10 protein-coding genes are annotated in these 13808 nt (G+C 56.4%); 3 read left to right on the top strand and 7 right to left on the bottom strand.

What is annotated here, in order from left to right:
* Window positions 1-123 precede the first annotated feature (123 nt).
* Entirely contained in the window at window positions 124-2643 is a 2520-nt protein-coding gene (locus RYC18_RS01440; protein WP_316882296.1) for a sulfite reductase flavoprotein subunit alpha, read from the bottom strand.
* A 343-nt stretch (window positions 2644-2986) separates the two neighbouring features.
* Between RYC18_RS01440 and RYC18_RS01435 the strand changes: the two genes are divergently transcribed.
* Window positions 2987-4231: an alpha-xenorhabdolysin family binary toxin subunit A gene (locus RYC18_RS01435; RefSeq protein ID WP_316882294.1), complete on the top strand. Its 1245-nt coding sequence runs from the start codon at window positions 2987-2989 to the stop codon at window positions 4229-4231.
* A gap of 7 nt (window positions 4232-4238) precedes the next feature.
* Window positions 4239-5231, top strand: coding sequence for an alpha-xenorhabdolysin family binary toxin subunit B (locus RYC18_RS01430; RefSeq protein WP_316882292.1), 993 nt, complete (start codon window positions 4239-4241; stop codon window positions 5229-5231).
* 224 nt (window positions 5232-5455) lie between these two features.
* On the opposite strand, the gene RYC18_RS01425 is transcribed toward RYC18_RS01430, so the two are convergent.
* The 6 genes from RYC18_RS01425 to RYC18_RS01400 all read right to left on the bottom strand — a co-directional run bounded on the left by RYC18_RS01425 (window position 5456) and on the right by RYC18_RS01400 (window position 11838).
* Window positions 5456-6619: a type III PLP-dependent enzyme gene (locus RYC18_RS01425; protein WP_005745335.1), complete on the bottom strand. Its 1164-nt coding sequence runs from the start codon at window positions 6617-6619 to the stop codon at window positions 5456-5458.
* Between the two features lie 370 nt (window positions 6620-6989).
* Window positions 6990-8099 carry an RHS repeat-associated core domain-containing protein gene (locus RYC18_RS01420; protein WP_316884137.1) on the bottom strand — a complete coding sequence of 370 codons (1110 nt, stop codon included), beginning with the start codon at window positions 8097-8099 and terminating at the stop codon, window positions 6990-6992.
* A 296-nt stretch (window positions 8100-8395) separates the two neighbouring features.
* Window positions 8396-9553, bottom strand: coding sequence for a betaine/proline/choline family ABC transporter ATP-binding protein (locus RYC18_RS01415; RefSeq protein ID WP_005745338.1), 1158 nt, complete (start codon window positions 9551-9553; stop codon window positions 8396-8398).
* Window positions 9550-10203: an ABC transporter permease gene (locus tag RYC18_RS01410; RefSeq protein WP_005745339.1), complete on the bottom strand. Its 654-nt coding sequence runs from the start codon at window positions 10201-10203 to the stop codon at window positions 9550-9552. Before RYC18_RS01410 ends, RYC18_RS01415 begins: the two co-directional genes overlap by 4 nt.
* A gap of 13 nt (window positions 10204-10216) precedes the next feature.
* Window positions 10217-11110, bottom strand: coding sequence for a glycine betaine ABC transporter substrate-binding protein (locus RYC18_RS01405; protein WP_005745340.1), 894 nt, complete (start codon window positions 11108-11110; stop codon window positions 10217-10219).
* Between the two features lie 14 nt (window positions 11111-11124).
* Window positions 11125-11838, bottom strand: coding sequence for an ABC transporter permease (locus tag RYC18_RS01400; protein WP_005745342.1), 714 nt, complete (start codon window positions 11836-11838; stop codon window positions 11125-11127).
* Window positions 11839-12182: 344 nt separating this feature from the next.
* Here RYC18_RS01400 and RYC18_RS01395 point away from each other — a divergent pair, with 344 nt between their 5' ends.
* Window positions 12183-13766, top strand: a complete 1584-nt coding sequence (locus RYC18_RS01395) for a peptide chain release factor 3 (protein ID WP_002555213.1) — start codon at window positions 12183-12185, stop codon at window positions 13764-13766.
* The last annotated feature ends 42 nt before the right edge of the window (window positions 13767-13808 follow it).

Below are 13808 nucleotides of genomic sequence, written 5' to 3'. Positions count from 1 at the left end.
CTAGAAGCTAGAAGCTAGAAGCTAGAAGCTAGAAGACTATCGTGCCCACGCTCCAGCGTGGGCACGCAGTTCTGGACGCTCCGCGTCCAATCTTTCTCAAAGACTTTCGTATCGGCACGCCGATCAATACACATCCCGCCGATAACGTCCTTGCTCGATCAGCTCACTGACTCTCTGCTCTCCCAGCACATCCTTCAACACCTGATCCACCCCCGCCGCCATACCGAGCAGGCTGCCACAAATATAGATCGCGGCACCGTCGTCCAGCCATTTTCGCAGTTCATCAGCCGCATCACGCAAGCGATCCTGCACGTAGATTTTCTCAGCCTGGTCACGTGAGAAGGCAAGATCCAGTCGATTCAGATGACCAGCCTCCAGCCAGTCCTCCAGTTCGTTACCACAATGAAAATCGTGGGCGCGGTTACGTTCGCCGAATAGCAGCCAGTTGCGCATCTGCCCTTGAGCGATGCGAGACTTGAGCAGACTGCGCAAACCGGCCAGCCCCGTACCATTGCCCAGCAGGATCAGCGGGACGGAATCGACAGGCAAATGAAAACTGCTGTTGCGGCGCAAACGCAGACTGATCGCGCCGTCGAGGTCGGCATGGGTGGTCAGCCAGCCGGAGCCCAGCCCCAGACTGCCGTCAGGATGAACTTCCTGACGCACGATGAGTTGCAGACGTCCGTCTTCCGGAATCGAAGCGATCGAATATTCACGAGCAGATACCGGCGCCAGCGCGTCGATCAGCGCCTGCGCGTGCAGGCCCACCAGATGCGCACGATTGTGCGGCAGTTGGCGGGTTGCCAGCGCCTGACTGAGCGGCTCCTGCAAGCCATCCACGGTTACCGGCGTGGCAGGATCGACACCCAGCCCGGCGAGAAAGGGTTCAATGACCTGCGCCGCATTGCGCGGCATCACCTCGACCAGATCCCCCGCCTGCCAGCTCGCTGACGTCGACGCTGTCAGGTCCAGCAGGTAAACCTTCGAACCACTGCTGCCCGGGTTCAAATGCTCGCGCCGCGCCAGCGTCCAGTTCTCGAACACCGGTGCCTGCCAGTGCGTTGAAGGCACGGAGCCAGTCAATTGTCCCAGCTGCTGCTGCCAGTGTTGCAGGGCTGCTGGATCAGCGCTGTCCACTTCAACAGGCGGGAACAGCGTGCGCCCGCCACGCTCAGCCAACCAGCCATGCAAACGATGGGCAAAACCGCAGAAATGCGGGTATTGACGATCGCCCAGGGCCAGAACGGCGTATTCGAGCTGCTTCAGTTCCAACGGACGGCCCAGCAACTTACGCTCGAAACCTCGCGCGCTATCGGGCGCCTCGCCCTCACCAAAGGTGCTGACGACGAACAGCGCCTTACGACTCTGACTGAAATCCTCTTCGGTCAAATCGCCCAGCCGCTTCACGCGCACAGACACTCCTGAAGCCTGCAACTGGCCAGCAGCCTGCCAGGCCAACTGCTCGGCAAAACCGCTCTGGCTGGCGAAACCTATCAGCCAGGAAGCATCATCTGCTCCTTCACTCTGAACCTCGCCGCGCGCACTTCTGACAGCGCGCTGCTTGCGACGTCGATCCAGGTACAACAACCAGCCCGTGATAAAGAACAGCGGCATCATCAACGATGCAGCCGTCATGATGAGCCGACCGAAGAGGCCGAAATAGCTACCAACGTGCAGCGCATAGTTGCTGGCCAGCAATTGCGCGCCGAAACTGCGCTCTGCATAGCGTGAAACCGAGCTGACCTGACCGTTGGCCGGGTCAAGCGTGATGCTGTTCAAGGCCCGTGGATGAGGTGAGTCCTTGAGCAGGTAGAACACCGTGGCCGGTTGGCCGCCAGAAGCAGGCAAACGCAAGTTATAAGCACGTAGTTCAGGCCCGGCGGTTTTCTGCACACTGTCCCAGATGGCAGCATAATCAACCAGCAACGGCGCGGATTGGCTGGAAGGGGTCACAGGGGCTTTGCGCTGTACAGGCAGCGAATCTCCCAGCAGCCTGTTCAGACCATTGCTCACCCAGTCATAAGACCAGTTAAGGCCCGTGATCGCGAACAGCAGGTAGAACAACAGGCACCAGGTACCAAACACCGAATGCAGGTCCCAGTTGAAACTGCGGCCCTTTTTAGCCCAGTCCATCGTCAGCCAGACACGCCAGTTCAGCGCGTTGCGAGGCCAACGCAGGTAGAGCCCGGACAGGCAGAAGAACACCAGAACCAGCGTGCAGGCTGCAGTGATCTGCTTACCCACCTCACCGGCAGCCAGATAACGATGCAGTTGCAGGACAAAGTCGAAAAAGCCCTCACCCATCGCGTCGCCTTTCAGCTCGCCTGTATAGGGATCGAAATTGCGTTTGGGACCGCGCCGTTCGCCCGGCTCCGGGGTGAAATACACCTGAGCGGCACGATTGCCCAGCGTATCGACACGCAGAATAGCGACGGTCAGCCCGGTCGCTGCCTCCAGCCTGTGAACAAGCTCAATCGGTGGCAAGGTAGCCGTACGCTCCTGCACGAGCAGAACGTCTGGGTTCAGAACATCAAGAATTTCGTCTTCGAACGAATACAGCGCGCCGGTAATCCCCATGAGGGTCAGTACCAGACCTGCCGTGATCCCGAAGAACCAGTGCAGTTGGAACAAGACTTTCTTCAACGCCGACGCTCTCCCCTCTACAGGCTGCGGCGCGCAGTATGCTCCAACCGCGACACATTCTCATCTTTAAATTGAGGCAGCGCGGGTTTTCCTGTTCATTCGCGCTGCTGACGGGAACAAAACCTATTTATTAAAAGCGTTGAATTTATACATGTACCACCTCTGTTAAAAATGGCGTTCGCCCACGGCAGACTGACTGTAAAGAGTCAGTTATCTTACATCTTTAATCCATGTTTATGCTTTGACGCCCTCACCCTTAAAACACTAACCTTTTTCAACACGAGAACATTAACGTGTTGAGGAGATCAACATCTGTTCTCCCAGTGGAAATAAGGACATACCCATGAACCCAATGTTTTACAACGTCATGCAGGCGTTACCTTTATCCGCAGACCTCAAGGCAGATGAGGCGATAAAAACGGCCGAACTGTTCAGTACGATGTCGTCTGCCAATGATAAGCACGTCACCCGTGCACCCGGTTTGATTCTGACCAAAGAGCAGATTATCAACCTCAAGAAATATGAATTGGCGGGCCTCGCCCTGCCCGTTGAGCTGGAGGACGTCATTGTTTATCTCGGCTATTCAAAAGGCGCCGGTGCAGGGCTTGAACCTGAAGACTTCCTGAAAAGTTTCAACCTTATCCACCGGCATGCGCGTCGCTGGAGTCCTCTGCGCACCGACCTTCTGGGCATCGGCAGCAAACTGAAGGTCTTCGCAGGCAAGATGCTGGTGTACGGCCAGAGCATGGAGGAGATCAACGGCGACGTCAGGGCCGGGAAAATCGTTGACCATCATCAGATCAAGACACTGGAGGATGTAACACGCTTGAGTCTTGAACTGGGCAAGGACTTCCCGGGCATCGAGCTGGATGAAAACGATAAGGAGATCACCCAGGAAATCGGCTCCCACCTCACCGACATACTGGACTTGATTGCAGCCAATCTGGCCGATGCCCAAACCATCAAGAAGGAACTGGATCAGTTTGGCCTGGACCTGTCGCTGCATGTCGGGCCCGAGATACAGCGCAAAATGGTTGCCATCGACAACAGTTCACTGCCGGCCGACGTGGCGAAGCTGAGCCTGGATATCGAACAGCGCGCAAAGGACATTGATGAAAAGAACAAGGAATACAAGGCGGTGGTGCAACAATCGTTGAATTCGGTCAGTAGCTTGAACATTGTGGGCTTGGCATTGGGCATTTATTTCGGCGTAGAAGCTGAAAATGTCAGGGCCGCACGCAATGAATTAATGGCGCAACAAACCGCCGACATAGACACCTTGCAAGACAAGAACACTATTCTGGGCTCATTGAGCAGGGTAAAGTTTAACTTGCAGAATCTGGCAACGATTGTGGTCGATGCCGACGTGGCGACTAAAAACCTGATTACCGTATGGAACAAGCTGTTTTTGTTTATTGAAGCGTCTGCGGTATCGGCGCCTGAGATAAACGACGCCTTGTCCTTACGGCAGTTTATGAATCACTTCAGACAAGTCGTTCACCCCTGGAAGACCATCGAAGTCGACTCGGACGCCTTGCTTAATGTGTTTAAGGAAGCGGATGAAGAATATAAACGGATTTATGGATAACTCGACAATGAAAAATACGTTCACGCCCAATGACACAGCCCTCACTGGTCAAGTACCCGACCGCGACATCATGACTCGCAGTCTTCACCTCATGCGTAACAGTCTGGTAACGGCAGACCTTCTGTTTGCCAAGACCCACTACCTGCCCAACCTTTATGAAAAGCTCACACGCCTGAACATCCTGGCTGTCACTGAACAACAGTACCTCGGAGAACACGCTGAACGGCTGATCATCGATATCGAGTCGAAGACCGCCCTGCTGAGGCAGTACGCTCAACCCTCCGCCACTCCCATCGATGCCGAGGAGCTAGAAGATATCAACGTTCAGTGTCAGCGCCTCGTGAACAACGCCACTGCCATAGCCCAGCAACTGGCCAGTGCTCTGAGTGGCATGACACAAGGTATTGATCGACAGCAGACCGCTGAGTTTGGGCAGAGTCTGCAAGGTGACATGGCAAACGCAGGCACCAGACTCGACGTTTTACACACCACCCTGGCGAAGTTGAACGAAGAGCGTCAAGTGCTGAGCACCGCTATTGACGCCCTGGAAAGCAAGGGCGCGACGAGTATTGCCAAGGACACGTTGATCACTGCAGACAAGGTGCTCAGCCTGGGAATGCAGCCCCCTGAACTCGCAGTGATCATGCTGGCGCTCGAGCAAATGAAGGCGACCCTGGAAAAGGGTGAGGCGGGAATCAACCTCATCGCGATGATCAAACGCCGTGATGGTTTTCGCGAGCGCATCAATGCCCTGTCCCAGCAACTGGCAGGCATGGACAAGGAAAAAATGGCGCTCGCACAGCGCATTGAGCTGATTGAATGCTTCAACGCTTTTGACGAACAGCGCGCCGCTTATGTCGAGCAATACCAGAAAATCAAAAACACTCTGGACAGCTTTCTGGTCGTCAACACCACAAGCGCATCCGATAGCAAGCAACGCAGCATGCGCCTGATCAACTCGGGCCAACAGTTGATCGGCTACTTGAACCGCATTCGCTGACGCCACCGAAGCCCACGTTGCAAGGGTAACGGCCTGTACGCCCTTGCAACCTGCGTTTATGCAGCTGCCGTTAAACGGCAGCCAAACAGCTATCAATTCAACGTGCGGGAAATTCAGCGTCTTTCAGAAGCGTTCGACACTGGACAGGATCTGACTGTCTGAACCCCGGATGAAACGCAAAAAAAACCCGCGATCACTCGCGGGTTTTCATATCAGGACAACGCTTACAGATAGAACGACTTCAATGGCGGAAAGCCGTTGAATTCCACTGCGCTGTAGCTGGTGGTGTAGGCACCGGTCGACAACCAGTACATACGGTCACCGATGGCCAGGTTGAGTGGCAGACCGTACTTGTAGTTCTCGTACATGATGTCGGCGCTGTCGCAGGTCGGGCCTGCAATGACCACTTCTTCCATTTCGCCTTTCTTCTCGGTCCAGATCGGAAACTTGATGGCTTCGTCCATGGTTTCGATCAGACCGGAGAACTTGCCCACGTCGGTGTATACCCAACGCTCGACCGCAGTACGCGACTTACGGGCGACCAGTACCACTTCGCTGACCAGAATACCGGCGTTGGAGATCAGCGAACGGCCTGGCTCGAGAATGATTTCCGGCAGGTCATCGCCGAAGTCTTCCTTCAGGAAGCGGATGATCTCTTCAGCGTAGGTTTCCAGGCTGTTGGTGCGGGTGATGTAGTTGGCCGGGAAGCCGCCGCCCATGTTGATCAGCTTGAGAACGATGCCGTCTTCTTCTTTCAGACGCTCGAAGATCACTTTGACCTTGGCGATGGCAGCATCCCAGACGCTGATGTCGCGCTGCTGCGAGCCGACGTGGAACGAGATGCCGTAAGGCACCAGACCCAGATCACGGGCAAGAATCAGCAGGTCCATGGCCATGTCGGTCTGGCAGCCGAACTTGCGCGACAGCGGCCAGTCGGCGGTGGTCGAGCCTTCGGTCAGAATACGCACGTAGACTTTCGCACCCGGCGCAGCCTTGGCAATGTTGCGCAGATCCGCTTCCGAGTCGGTGGCAAACAGACGCACGCCCTTCTCGTAGAAATAGCGAATGTCCTTGGATTTCTTGATGGTGTTGCCGTAGCTGATGCGCTCCGGACCAACGCCACAGCTCATGACCTTGTCCAGCTCGTAGATCGACGCGATGTCGAAACTGGAACCCTTGTCCTTGAGCAGATTGATGACTTCGACGGCCGGGTTGGCTTTGACAGCGTAATAGACCTTGGCAAACTCGAAGCCCGCACGCAGGTCGTCGTAGGCTTTGCTGATGATGGCGGTATCAATGACCACGAACGGAGTTTCTTGCTTGTCAGCGAACGTCTTCATTTTCTTGAAGGTTTCGGCTGAATAGTAGTCTTCGACATTGATCGACATGCTGCTGGAACTCCTGATGGCAAGCGGTATTGGTAAATGGGTGCAAATGAACGCCCTCCGTATCCCCACTTTGGTTCGCCTACTTCCCAAGGCATGTCGCCGAAAGCAAAAAGGCCCTGAAGGGCTGCCTTCCTGGCCTTGCTGTCTCGTCGTCAGTACTTGAGCCGGATGGATCGTTTCCAGCATGGACGTTCGGCGCGAACTTTAGGACCTGAGGGGCCGGATATCAACAAAAAATGTCGCGTTTTTGCACAGAGCGCTTGAGTTGCCTTCCCAAGGACCTGTTTAACCGACCTGCATGACAGGCAGATGTTCCTCAGTGCCTGATAAACCGACAAACGCGTCCGGTTGGCAAGGATCCGTTGAGAAATCAAAAAAGCCAATCTGGACGTCTGTTATGCATCATATAAAGTCGCTGCTCATGAACCAGAGCCTCAGCGTCAGCACCCATGGCGGACGTTTGATAGTGGGTTATCCGAACGGGCGATTGCAGGCGCAAGAGTCGACCGAGCTGCAATCGTAATCGAGGCTCTCTTATCAGTTTGGCCTGCACATAGGAAAACGGAATACCTTCGCGACGTGGGAACATCGGCGCAATACCCGTCACCTCACCGTGATGGATTTCGTCGAGCTTTTTCAACCACGGTTGAAAAGCAAGGTCGGGGATATTCAGTGCATTGAACTGACGCGCTGATGCAGCCATCACCACGCTTTCGAAGTCCTTGGAAGTGCGTGCCAGACTTGCGGCATCAAGACCAGACAAATTACCCGCAATCATTTCTTTTATGTGCGGCGCCATGTCGGCAAGAACGGCCTCTGGTTTGCGAAAAATGCCCTCGGACAGCTTATTTTTGATCGCAGGCAATCCGCGCCCTCTGGAACCGCGTAACCATTGTTCCGCAGCGTCTCTCATCAGCCGCGCATTCCTTGATACCCCTTGGAATAGTGTGCCAATAGCGCGAAAAATATGCCCGCCAGGGTCGCTCCGGTTCACCGGATCACCCGCACAATAGCCATAGGCATTAAGCCCGCCTTCGCCAAAAGGGCTGAAGCTATCGGGGCTGTTGAAGCGCATCAAGACCGGATTGTAGGCCCGGTAACCGTTGCCAAGCAGGTAGTGACCGGTAACTGTGTCAATCTGCTCTCCATTGAAGCCCGGTACCTCTGGGTTCCTCGCAGCTTTTTCGCTGTAACCATAAGGTGTGTAGGCAATAGCCGTTCTCTGCTCGACACCGCCCGCATGCAATACATTTTGTTGCTGATCTGCAGCATCCAAAACAACAGTGCGCTTTCCATTGGCAAGGGTCTGCTGCGCCAGAGGCATTCCTCTCACGCGAAAAAGTGTGCGCTGCTCGCCATCAAGCACTTCGGTTGTCAACTGCTGGCCGCCATAGAACCGCTGCCTCATCGCCTGAGCCAGAGGAGTCAGACTCGCAAGGCGATCCAAAGGGTCATACCTGTATCGACAAAGCTCGTTCATCATCAGTACCTCGCTGCGCTTCGGTCAGAAGAAACTAAATCAACCGCTGCCCAAAGTGCTACTGACAGAAATGCCAGTAGCCTGCACAGGCAGAAACGCAGCGAGAGCAGCACGAACTTTACGTCAACGACCTCCATTCATCCGGGATCACTGACGGTAAGGCGTGCGCTTCCAGCTTGAACAAACGGGGAGGCAGGATCAGTAGCAAGAAATTTGATGAAGACGGCCACTGCAACGTGGAGAAACGGATGGCAACGGCTACCGCCAGTCACGAAGACTGGCGGTAATGCCAAAAATCAGGAAGCAACCTGATCCGCAGGCGAAACAATACTGGTCTTCATACCACGCGAACGACCCGAGCTCAGGTAAGCCGCAATGGACTCCTGCGTCACTTCACCCAGGAACACGTTCTCGGCATCCAGCACCGGTAGCCAGGCGCGGTTGAACTCGTACATGCGCGACAGCAGGATGCGCAAGTGCTCGTCGTAAGCGGCGGTTGCGTTGAACTCACGCAGGAACTGCGCGCACGTGCCCTGCTGGCGATGCAGGTCACGGCGACGTACGTAGCCCATTGCCTTGTTCTCGCTGTCGGTGACAACGATGTAGCGACGGTCATTTTCGTCCATCACGTCCAGCGCATCGGCCACCGGGGTTTCCGGGCTGACCGATGGCGCGTTGTCGGCTGCATCTTCGGCCTTGACCAGCAGCAGGCGCTTGAGGGTGCTGTCCTGGCCGACGAAGCTGCTGACGAAGTCGTCCGCCGGATGCGCGAGCAAGGTGTCAGGGTGATCGATCTGCAGCAGTTTGCCGCCACGGAAGATGGCAATCTTGTCGCCCAGCTTGATGGCTTCATCAATGTCGTGGCTGACCATGATCACGGTCTTGTTCAGCGCGCGCTGCATCTCGAAGAACTCGTTCTGGATCATCTCGCGGTTGATCGGGTCGACCGCACCGAACGGTTCGTCCATCAACAGCAAGGGCGCGTCGGCTGCCAGGGCACGGATCACGCCGATACGTTGTTGCTGACCACCTGACAGTTCACGCGGGTAGCGATGCAGGTACTGCTTGGGCTCCAGCTTGATCATGCTCATCAGTTCGCGAGCACGGTCATGGCAACGCTGTTTGTCCCAGCCGAGCAGCTTGGGCACGACCACGATGTTCTCTTCGATGGTCATGTTCGGGAACAGACCGATCTGCTGAATCACATAGCCAATGTTGCGACGCAGGGTCACTTCGTCCAGATCAGTGGTGTCTTCACCATTGATCAGCACTTTGCCGGAGGTCGGCATGATCAGGCGGTTGATCATTTTCAGCGTGGTGCTCTTGCCGCAGCCCGAAGGGCCAAGGAAGACGCAGATTTCGCCTTCGTTGACCGTGAGGCTGACCGAATCGACAGCCTTCACTTCTTTGCCGTTGCTCTGGAAAGTCTTGGAGAGGTTCTGGAGTTCGATCATTTCAGTAATCCTTTTGGAGTCAGCGTGCGTTGCAGCCATTGCAGGAGAAGGTCGGCGATGATGGCCAGAATGCTGACCAGTACCGCGCCGACGATCAGCATCGACATATCGCTGCGGCTGATTGAAGCGAGAATGAGTACACCCAGACCACCGGCACCGATGGTCGCGGCGATGGTCATGACACCAATATTCATCACCACGGCGGTGCGCACACCGGCGAGGATTACGGGTACGGCGATAGGCAGTTCAACCATGCGCAGGCGCTGGCCGAAGGTCATGCCGATGCCTTTGGCGGCCTCGCGGATACCCGGCTCTACGCCAGTCAGGGCCAGGTAGGTGTTACGCATGATCGGCAGCAGCGAATAGAGAAACACTGCGGTAATCGCCGGCATCGGGCCAAGGCCCTGGCCGAATTTGGAGTAGAACGGCAGCAACAGGCCGAACAGGGCAATCGACGGTACAGTCAGCAGCACCGTGGCGCTGGCTTGCAGCGGGCCTGCCAATGCTGGAAAACGCGTCATCAGCACGCCCAGCGGCACGCCGACGAGAATCGCCAGGGTCACAGCGATGCCCACCAGCGTAATGTGCTGCCAGGTCAGTTGCAGAACCTGTGCCCAGTCCAGATGGGAGAAGGCGCTCAAGAAACTCATATCGTCTCCTTCCTTAATTCAATGGGTGCTGGCGCAGAAAGTCTGCAGCAACCGTGGAGGGGCTTTCATGGCCGACGTCGACGCGAGCGTTGAGGTCGATCATGGTCTGGTTGTCCAGCAGGTCAGCCAGCGGCTTGAGCAGCGTGGCGATGTCCGGATGCTTGTCCAGATATTCCTGACGGATCACCGGCGCTGCGGTGTAGTCAGGGAAGTAGTGCTTGTCGTCTTCCAGCACTTTCAGTTTGAACGCATTGAGACGTCCGTCGGTGGTGTACACCAGACCGGCGAAAACCTGACCGTTGCGCAACGCGGTGTAGACCAGCCCGGCGTCCATCTGCCGGGTGTTTTCACGACCGAGATTCATGTCGTAGTGCTTGACCATACCGATCAGGCCGTCGGAACGGTTGGCAAACTCGGTGTCCAGCGCTACGACATGACCCTCTTTGGCTTCGTCCTTGAGCACTTTGGTCAGGTCGGTCATGGTGTTGACCTGCGGGTACTTGTCAGCCACTTTTTGCGGCAGTGCCAACGCGTAGGTGTTGTTGAATTTCGACGGCGAAAGCCAGACCAGGCCTTTCTTGGCATCGACTTCCTTCACTCGCGCGTAAGTCTGTGCGCTGTCGAGTTTTTCATCGATGTGGTTGTAGGCAACCAGCGACACACCGGTGTATTCCCAGAGCAGATCCAACTGACCGCTTTCCTGTGCGCTACGCGCCAGGTTGCTGCCAAGACCGCCGGTAATCTGCACATCGTAGTTCTTGGTTCGCAGGTATTGCGCAGTCAGCTCGGCAAGCATGGTCTGTTCAGTGAACACCCGTGCGCCGACCCGTAAAAGGGGTTTATCCGCCGCTTGGGCAAATGCCGGAAACAGCAAGGCCAAACCTAAAAACAAACATATTCTTTTCATGATAATTCCTTCGCTCAGCGAGCCAGACCGCGTTCCAGCCAGAGACGACTGGCCAGTACCACCAGCCCGTCAAGCAGCAGCGCCAGCAGAGCGGTACACGCCGCACCCAGCACCAATTGCGGCTGGTTGTTCAAGGCGATGCCGGGGAAAATCAGGCTGCCCAGGCTATTGGCACCGATGAGAAACGCCAGCGGCGCGGTCCCGACATTGATCGCCAGCGCGACACGCACACCACCGATGATGATCGGCACGGCGTTAGGCAACTCGACACGCCACAGCACCTGACGCGGGGTCATGCCGATGCCGACCGCAGCTTCTTTGAGTGAACCCTGAACGTTTTTCAGGCCTTCATAGGTGTTACGCACGATGGGCAGCAAAGAGGCGAGGAACAGCGCGAAGATCGCAGGCCCGCTGCCGATCCCGAGTATCCCGAGGGCAATGGCCAGAACGGCGAGAGGCGGAACAGTGTTACCAATGTTGAATATCTGCATGAAGCGTTCGGCGCGGCCAACCATACTCGGTCGACTGAGGGCGATGCCTGCCGGGATACCGACCACCAGGGCCGCCAACATTGAAACCAGAACCAGAATCAGGTGAGCCTGAAGGTAGAACAACAGGTCATCCTGGTATTGCTTGATAGTACTGATGCCGATCCAGTGGATCAGCAGGGCCAGGAGTGCGATCACAACCGCACCTCCCAATAGCCCCTTGCCATAGCGATTAGCCACAGGCGGACTCCTTATTTCAGTCGGCGAACGCGTTGACTAGGGCGTCCGCAAAGGACACCGGCAATAACGTTCGCGAAGAGCAGCGGGTGGGTCGCCGGTAAGGGTTTAACCTCGGCGAAAACACAAGCCATAAGCGCAGCTTCGTCAAGCCAACATGCTGATGAATCAGCCCCTTGCGTTGGCTTCGTTGCGAGCCTTGACGGGGGAGTGGACGTCTCCACGACCTGAAAGGTTCCCACACGAGACATTATCTGGCCATCGTTTATTGTCTGAACGGTTCGGTTATTGCCGCGAGTTGAGCTATAATCTGCGCCCTTTTTCAATACCGTCTCAGGCGATTTCCCATGACCCAACAGGCCGCCGAAGTCGCGAAACGCCGCACTTTCGCCATTATTTCCCACCCGGATGCGGGTAAAACCACCATCACGGAAAAACTCCTGCTGATGGGCAAGGCCATTTCTATCGCCGGTACGGTCAAGTCGCGTAAATCCGACCGTCATGCCACATCCGACTGGATGGAAATGGAGAAACAACGCGGTATTTCCATCACCACATCCGTGATGCAGTTTCCGTATCGCGAGCACATGATCAACCTGCTCGACACACCGGGTCACGAAGACTTCTCCGAAGACACCTACCGCACCCTGACGGCAGTCGACTCCGCGCTGATGGTCCTCGACGGCGGTAAAGGCGTCGAGCCACGCACCATTGCGCTGATGGATGTCTGCCGCCTGCGCGACACGCCTATCGTCAGTTTCATCAACAAGCTCGACCGCGACATCCGCGACCCTATCGAGCTGCTTGATGAAATCGAAGCCGTCCTCAAGATCAAGGCTGCGCCGATCACCTGGCCGATTGGTTGCTACCGGGACTTCAAGGGTGTCTACCACCTGGCCGACGACTACATCATTGTCTACACCGCAGGTCACGGCCACGAGCGTACCGAAACCAAAATCATCGAGAAGCTCGATTCGGACGAAGCCCGCGCCCATCTGGGTGACGAGTACGACCGCTTTGTCGAGCAACTGGAACTGGTGCAGGGTGCCTGCCACGAGTTCAACCAGCAGGAATTCATCGACGGCCAATTGACCCCGGTGTTTTTCGGCACCGCGCTGGGCAACTTCGGCGTCGACCATGTACTCGATGCCGTGGTGAACTGGGCTCCCAAGCCACTGGCACGCGTGGCCAACGAGCGCACCGTCGAACCGGCCGAAGAGAAATTCAGCGGTTTCGTGTTCAAGATCCAGGCAAACATGGACCCCAAGCACCGCGACCGCATCGCCTTCATGCGGATCTGCTCGGGCCGTTACGACAAGGGCATGAAAATGCGCCATGTGCGTCTGGGCAAGGACGTACGGATCGGCGACGCGCTGACGTTCTTCTCGTCGGAGCGCGAACAACTGGAAGAAGCCTACGCCGGTGACATCATCGGTTTGCACAACCACGGCACCATCCAGATCGGCGACACCTTCACCGAAGGCGAAGCGCTGGGCTTTACCGGCATTCCGCACTTTGCCCCGGAGTTGTTCCGCCGCGTGCGCCTGAAGGACCCGCTCAAGTCCAAGCAACTGCGTCAGGGCTTGCAGCAACTGGCCGAAGAAGGCGCCACGCAGGTGTTCTTTCCGCAGCGCAGCAACGACATCATCCTCGGCGCCGTCGGTGTGCTGCAGTTCGATGTGGTCGCCAGCCGCCTGAAGGAAGAATACAAGGTCGAGTGCGCCTACGAGCCAATCACCGTCTGGTCAGCCCGCTGGATCGACTGCGCCGACAAGAAGAAGCTTGAAGAGTTTGAGAACAAGGCTGTGGAAAACCTGGCAGTGGACGGCGGCGGTCACCTGACCTACCTCGCCCCTACCCGCGTGAACCTGGCACTGATGGAAGAACGCTGGCCCGACGTGAAATTCCGCGCCACCCGCGAGCACCATTGATAACCCAGACTATCGTGCGACGCAGAGCGTCGTGAACGGCAT

Origin of the sequence: Pseudomonas syringae group sp. 247E2, from assembly GCF_032587795.1 — a bacterium.
Lineage (GTDB): Bacteria > Pseudomonadota > Gammaproteobacteria > Pseudomonadales > Pseudomonadaceae > Aquipseudomonas > Aquipseudomonas amygdali.
The sequence above is the reverse complement of the archived record's forward strand: the minus strand, read 5'-3'. Positions and strand labels throughout refer to the sequence as shown.

Excerpts from the sequence above, each read along its gene's own strand:
- RYC18_RS01395 (WP_002555213.1), top strand. The coding sequence starts at position 12,183 with ATGACCCAACAGGCCGCCGAAGTCGCGAAACGCCGCACTTTCGCCATT.
- RYC18_RS01430 (WP_316882292.1), top strand. The coding sequence starts at position 4,239 with ATGAAAAATACGTTCACGCCCAATGACACAGCCCTCACTGGTCAAGTA.
- RYC18_RS01415 (WP_005745338.1), bottom strand. The coding sequence starts at position 9,553 with ATGATCGAACTCCAGAACCTCTCCAAGACTTTCCAGAGCAACGGCAAA.
- RYC18_RS01435 (WP_316882294.1), top strand. The coding sequence starts at position 2,987 with ATGAACCCAATGTTTTACAACGTCATGCAGGCGTTACCTTTATCCGCA.
- RYC18_RS01410 (WP_005745339.1), bottom strand. The coding sequence starts at position 10,203 with ATGAGTTTCTTGAGCGCCTTCTCCCATCTGGACTGGGCACAGGTTCTG.
- RYC18_RS01420 (WP_316884137.1), bottom strand. The coding sequence starts at position 8,099 with ATGAACGAGCTTTGTCGATACAGGTATGACCCTTTGGATCGCCTTGCG.
- RYC18_RS01425 (WP_005745335.1), bottom strand. The coding sequence starts at position 6,619 with ATGTCGATCAATGTCGAAGACTACTATTCAGCCGAAACCTTCAAGAAA.
- RYC18_RS01405 (WP_005745340.1), bottom strand. The coding sequence starts at position 11,110 with ATGAAAAGAATATGTTTGTTTTTAGGTTTGGCCTTGCTGTTTCCGGCA.